The 6,248-nt window shown below is 60.8% G+C and carries 6 protein-coding genes; all 6 read right to left on the minus strand.

Going from position 1 to position 6,248, the window contains the following annotated elements:
- Positions 1-31 precede the first annotated feature (31 nt).
- Entirely contained in the window at positions 32-985 is a 954-nt protein-coding gene (locus MOP44_RS27805; RefSeq protein ID WP_260793830.1) for a 3-keto-disaccharide hydrolase, read from the minus strand.
- Between the two features lie 59 nt (positions 986-1,044).
- Positions 1,045-1,860: a Gfo/Idh/MocA family oxidoreductase gene (locus tag MOP44_RS27810; RefSeq protein WP_260793831.1), complete on the minus strand. Its 816-nt coding sequence runs from the start codon at positions 1,858-1,860 to the stop codon at positions 1,045-1,047.
- Positions 1,857-2,405 carry a Gfo/Idh/MocA family protein gene (locus MOP44_RS27815; RefSeq protein WP_260793832.1) on the minus strand — a complete coding sequence of 183 codons (549 nt, stop codon included), beginning with the start codon at positions 2,403-2,405 and terminating at the stop codon, positions 1,857-1,859. Before MOP44_RS27815 ends, MOP44_RS27810 begins: the two co-directional genes overlap by 4 nt.
- A gap of 207 nt (positions 2,406-2,612) precedes the next feature.
- Positions 2,613-3,620: an alpha/beta fold hydrolase gene (locus tag MOP44_RS27820; protein ID WP_260793833.1), complete on the minus strand. Its 1,008-nt coding sequence runs from the start codon at positions 3,618-3,620 to the stop codon at positions 2,613-2,615.
- Between the two features lie 18 nt (positions 3,621-3,638).
- Positions 3,639-4,388, minus strand: coding sequence for an SDR family oxidoreductase (locus MOP44_RS27825; protein ID WP_260793834.1), 750 nt, complete (start codon positions 4,386-4,388; stop codon positions 3,639-3,641).
- Positions 4,389-5,159: 771 nt separating this feature from the next.
- Positions 5,160-6,218 carry a threonine aldolase family protein gene (locus MOP44_RS27830; RefSeq protein ID WP_260793835.1) on the minus strand — a complete coding sequence of 353 codons (1,059 nt, stop codon included), beginning with the start codon at positions 6,216-6,218 and terminating at the stop codon, positions 5,160-5,162.
- Between the last annotated feature and the right edge of the window lie 30 nt (positions 6,219-6,248).

The following is a 6,248-nucleotide window of genomic DNA, read 5'->3' on the forward strand; positions in this document are numbered from 1 at the left end:
CCACGCTGGACCCGGATCGGCGGGAAATGCGTTATTTCGCAGGGGTCACGGTGATCTTGCGGAACAGCACGTGGCCCTTTTCGCTGCCCTGCAGGTAGATGGGCCCGGGCTCGCCTTCATGGCTGTCGAGCGCTCCGCCTGTGAGCCCCGGAATCTCCTGATTGTCGATCACCGTCGCCCCGTTCTGAACCACGGTGACGCGCCGGCCAATGAGCGTAATGTCGAAGGTCTGCCAGGCATCGGGGCTGCGCGCCTGCTCCGGCTTCGGCTCTAGGAACCCATACACTCCGCCGGTGTGGTGGCTGGGCGGCTCTGCTTGCGAATCGGTCTCGATCTGCACCTCATATCGACCGCGCAGATAAATGCCGGAATTCGATTCCTTGCCGCAGTTGAATTCGACGTGGAGCTTGAAGTCGCCGAACTTCTTGTCGCTGATGATTTCCGGCCCGTTCCCGGGAGTGATCAGGCTGCCGTCCTTCACTGACCAGTCGGGCGGTCCGGCCTTGCTCTGGCGCCATCCTTTCAGATCTTTGCCGTCAAACAGCTCTATCGGCTTGCCCCATTTGGGTAATGCGGTTGATTTGAGCTCCGGCGCTTTCACGCCGGTCCACGACCAGGTGGTTCCATCCGGGCCGGTCACGGTTCCTGAAAGGCTCTCCCCGTTGCGCCCCCCTTGGAAGAGCATGTCAGCGGTGGCGCCTTCTTCCTCCTTGGGCGAAACGAAGGTGAGCTGCGTGCCTTCGATGGCGATGCGTGGCAGCGGCCGCGCGTTTCCCCAGCGCCCGGTAAACAGGGCTGTCAGCTTGCCATCGTTTTTGCCGATCTCGATCCACGATGGATACTCAGCCTTGGCATCTTTCAGAGTGAGGTCCCAACGACCGAGGAATGGGCCGTCGGGATCTGGGTTGGGGCCCTGCGCGAGCGATGCGAGGCCGGCGGCCCCGGCGATAACGAGAGTCATTGCAATGCGGGTTGCGATTCTCACAAGGACCTTTCCTCAGGGCTGATGCCCACACATCCTCCCCCGGTCAATGGGCACATGCCTCAGGCCATTGATTTGATCGACCCAGAAGCTTCATCCCACTGGACGGGCGTTCCGCGAAAGTACGATTCGTTGGCCATGTGGCAGGCCAGTGCCGCCCGATGGCCGAAGACGGCATCCTGCACCACTGGCTTGCGCGAGCGGACAGCTTCAAGAAAATTCCAAACATGTGGCCGCAGGTCGTCATAATCGTTGCCGTTGATAGTAATAGTCTGCGGAGCGGGCTCCTGGCCTGGCGGCGGATCGTGCTTCTCGTGCCACTCCTTCGTGTACTGTGCGCGCATGGCCGCCGGAAACCCGCCCGAGTAGTAGCTTGGCGCCGAGTCCTCGCCGGTCTGCGGTGCATAGGTCACCGAGAACTCCCGCAGCTCGATCAACCCCTTCGATCCCTGGAAGCGCGTTACCTCGCCCATCTCGCACCCCAGGCTCAAACGCATGTAGACCGGAATCCCCATGTACTCGAAGAGCACGGCATGCACGTCCGGCATGTTGCGGCCGTCCTTCCAGCGATAGATGCCGCCGAATGCCGAGGCCTTTTTGGGCACTTCGTTGATCCCGAGCGACACCTGCATGCCGCTGATAAGATGCACCAGCAGATCGCCGGCCACACCGGTTCCGTACTCTTTCCAGCAGCGCCAGCGCGCAAACGCGTAAGGATCGAACGGCTTTTTCGGCGCGGTGCCCAGCCAGGTGTCCCAGTCGAGATTCTGCGGCGAAAGATCGAGCGGCGGCGGATACTCCCACGCGCCTGTGGGATCGTTGCGGCCCATGGTGGCTTCAATCAGGTTGAGTTCGCCGATGGCGCCGGAAGCGATCAACTCGTGCGTCTTCCGGCACAGGACCGAACTGGTGCGCTGGGGCCAATCTGCACAATGCGGTCGGTCTTCTGGGCGGCGGCCACCATCGCAAGGCCGTCGGCGGACGTATGCGACATGGGCTTCTCGCAATACACGTCCTTCCCAGCGGCCAGCGCATCCACCACCACCTGCATGTGCCAGTGGTCGGGCACGGCGATCAGGATCGCGTCGATCGACTTGTCGTCGAGCAGTTCCTGGTAGCGGCGGGTGGTTTTGATGGGCTTGCCGACGATTTCGCGGGCCAGGGTGTGCCGGCCGTCGTAGAGATCGGCAGCGGCTACACACTCGGTGCCGGGAAGAGCGCAGGCGGTTGCCAGGACGCTGGAACCCTCCATGCCGATACCCACCATGCCGAAGCGGATACGGTCGCTGGGCGCCGAATAGCCGAACGCCGTGTAGTTGGGCTCCGCCTCAATTTCAATCGATTTGCCGGCCAGGGTGACTCCGGCAGCAGCCGCGGCCGTGGTGTGCAAAAACGCGCGGCGCGAGAGAAGTGATTTGGGCATGTCCTTTTGTTCCTTCAGGAAAGCACCAAAACCTTCTATCGCGGCGGAGGCTTCTGTCAAGAGCCGAACGGTTCCGGCGTGCACGCACCCCGGCCTGGTCAGAAATTGGAGTTCAGGACGTGGAAGAGGGCGTCGTACTTACCCGCCTCAACCGCGTATCTGAGCCCCTTGACGCGCTCCAGGAAACGAAGCCAGAACGCCTGACCGCTATTTCAATCCTGCGATAAACGACCGAATCGCCTGCAGCACTTCCGCCTCGTTGGTCATGAACACGTAGTGATTCGCTCCCGGAATGGTGATCAATGTATCCGCCGGAAACGCCTCCCGAACCGACGCAATCTGCTTTGCGTCCAGAGCTTCCAGGCTAGCCTCGAACTTGCGCGCGTCCGCCTGCACCGCGGGATCTGGATTCTTCTCAACCCACTGCCCCAGGCTGTGCGGACTCGCATAGATGAAGCACGCGGGCACCGGAATCTGCGTGTATTTCTTCCCTGCCGAGAGCACCGCCATCAGCATCGATCCACCCGGGTGATCAATGTAATCGCCCACCCGCCCGAACCACCGCGCCTTTCGCTGAAAATGAAACTCCGCCTCTGGAATCGCAAACCCATCGAGCCTGCCCACATAGGCCCGATAGGCCGCGAAGCTCGCCAAATCCGCCTTCTGCGGTCCCGGAGGCTGCGGCGCCTTCAGCTTAATCATGTCCATGACGTCCGCGCCCTTGCCGTTGTTGAACGCATACGAATACGCCGCATCGAGATACACCAGGCCCGCCACGCGCTCCGGATGCTGGTTGGCCACCGAGCTCATCTCCAGCCCGGCGAACGAGTGCCCAATCAGCACCGGCTTTTCCAGCTTCAGCGCGTCCAGAACTTCAAGCACGTCCCCACCCAGGCTGTCGGCCGTGTTGTCGTCCGAACGAAATCCAGACGCCCCGAAACCGCGCCGCGTAATCCCGACCACGTGGTACTGATTTGTCAGCTTCGGCGCGAAGTCATCGAAGACGTGCGCGGTGTTTCCTCCGCCCGCAAGCAGAACCAGGGCCCTGCCCGAACCGCCCCAGTCCAGCACCTCCAATGGGACCGTTTTGTCGACCGTGACAAAACGAACCGAGTGCGGCGAAGGATCATGCCATCCCCCGGAGCACTGGGTAATGAGCAGAACGGTCAACAGCGAAACCGGGAATACAGCGACGATCCGAAATCGACGCAGCATGGCTCTCCTTACACCCTCTCAGAAGTTCGAGTTCATCCCCTTGAAGATGCCATCATAGGTGCCTGTCTCTGCGGCAAACCGCAGCGGCTTCACGCGCTCAACAACAATCTCCGGAGGCGTCGGCTGGCTGGTCAGCAACGCAACCGTCTCCGCAATGTAGTCGTTCAGCGGCATGGCCCGCGGATCTTCGGCGCCATCCATCAAATCCGTCTGCACGTAAGGCGGAATGATCTCAACCACTTCGATATTGCTTGACCGGAGCTGCCACCGCAGCGACTGCGTATAGGAGTGGATCGCGGCCTTCGTCGCGCAGTAACTCGGCGTCAAGGCCAGCGGCACAAACGCCAGCCCCGACGACACGTTCATGATCGTCGCCTTCGGCTGCTGCTTCAGGTGCGGCAACAGCGCCGCCGTCAGCCGGATCGGGCCCAGCAGGTTGGTCGTGACAATCGCCTCCGCGTCTGTTAGTTCTTCCGGTTGTTCCAGCAGCTTCTCCGCGCGCATGATTCCTGCGTTGTTGATCAGCACGTTGAGCGCGGGAAACTTCTCCACCACATCCGCCGCAAACGAGCGAATGGCTCCCGCCTGCTCCACATCCAGAATCAGCGACTGCATCCCCGGATTTGCGGCGGTCGTCTCGTCCAGCGCCTTCTGCCGCCGCCCGGCAATGATGACCTGGTTGCCCAACTGCTGCAGTGACTCGGCAAGGCCACGGCCGATACCCGAGCCTCCGCCAGTGATAAGGATGGTGTTCCCCGAAGGATTCATGAAGGCGATCTCCTGGTAGCCATCATAGGACCCACCCCTTTGGTGGCAGCCTATGTGACGCGCATGATGCAGTGATTTCAATCACTGGGTATTGACGGGGCTTGAGGAACAATGGCAATGTCTGAGGTCTGGAAGCACGGGCCGATCGAGCCGGGTAGGAGTATTGAAATTGGCGGGCCAGGTTTTAGATATCTCGAAGCATGAGAGCACGGTTCGTGCCACCCCTTCTGTGCTCGTGGGTCGCCGGGCTCGCGTCTATCGCTTCCCCTCGAAGGCACCCATCCCCCTACCCCCGCCTCCCCCGGCCTCAAAGCGAAAGCGCCTAAGCAACTTCCGCATTCACCTGGCAGTCGAGATCGCCATCGGCCTCTTCTTCTGGCTCGTGTGGTTTGTCCTGCACCTCTTCCGGTAAGCGAAAGGACAAACGGGGATCTCCACCATTTCAGAGTCGCCGAAATCTGACTCAGACCCGTGACAGCGATCACAGATCCGTGCGCTAAAAAAAGCTACTCTGCATTCAGGGCCGCACCCCGTCAACGAGAGTGCGGCCCTTTGAAGTTTCAGAGTGGGGTTACTAGAAAATTAGCTACCCCTCCCCCTGTTTTTACTTCTCCAAATATTCGCTTTTCCGAGCAGTTTTCCGGCTAAGTATATTACTTTTTACAACTTAGCCATCTACATAAAATCATAGGCAACAAGGGCGAAATTTCGCTCCGTGAACTCTAAAAGTTACTCCGTGGTAAACACATGTCCCGGCGATTTCGCCCCCTCTTACTCCGCGCAGGTCTTCAAATCGCTCACCAACTCGTCAATCCGGCTCAACTCCGAGTCCCACGCGAACATGAACCGTGCCGCCCCGCCAATGAAGGTATAGAACCTCCAGCCGCGCTCCCGAAGCCTGTTCAGAATCTGCTCTGAAGCCAGAATGAACACCGCATTGGCATCGGCCGCCGACGCCAGCCGAACTCCCGGAATCCCGTCGATCTTCTGGGCAAAGTAGCTTGCGCAGCGGTTCGCGTGCTCCGCATTCCGCAGCCACGCGCCCGACTCCAGCATTCCCACCCAGGGCGCCGACAGGTAGCGCATCTTCGACGCGAGCTGCCCCGCCTGCTTGCAGCGGTAGTCGAAATCGGCCGCGAGCTTGTGATCAAAGAAGAGTACCGCCTCGCCCACCGCCAGCCCATTCTTCGTTCCGCCAAAGCAGAGCACATCCACGCCGTTCTTCCAGGTCATCTGGGCCGGCGACGCGCCCAGGCGCGCGCACGCATTGGCGAACCGCGCGCCGTCCATGTGCAGCGACAGGCCGTGCCGCTTGCTGGCCTCGGAGATCGCCTGCAACTCGTCCAGGCTGTAGACAGTCCCCATCTCCGTCGATTGCGTAATCGTTACAACCCGCGGCTTGGGATAGTGGATGTCCTGGCGCTTGGTGGCGAGCTCATGAATTCCCGCCGGCGTCATCTTGCCATCCACCGAGTGCGACACCAGCAGCTTCGAGCCGTTCGAGAAGAACTCGGGCGCACCGCACTCGTCCGTCTCCACGTGCGATGCGTCCGCGCAGATCACGCTGTGATAGCTCTGGCACAGCGAGGCCAGCGCAAGCGAATTCGCCGCCGTCCCGTTGAAGACAAAGAAGACATCGCAACCCGTCTCGAACAACTCGCGGAACGCATTCGCGGCGCGCTCGGTCCAGACATCGTCGCCGTACGCGGGCGCACAGCCGCGATTGGCTTCATCCATTGAAGCCCAGGCCTCAGGACAGATGCCGGCGTAGTTGTCGCTGCCAAATTGCTGCGGAAGGACGTCAGGATGTGTAGAAACTGCAGTGCTCATGCTGCTTTCAGAATACCGCCGCAGCGAAAG

Source organism: Occallatibacter riparius, assembly GCF_025264625.1.
GTDB classification, from domain to species: Bacteria; Acidobacteriota; Terriglobia; order Terriglobales; family Acidobacteriaceae; genus Telmatobacter; species Telmatobacter riparius.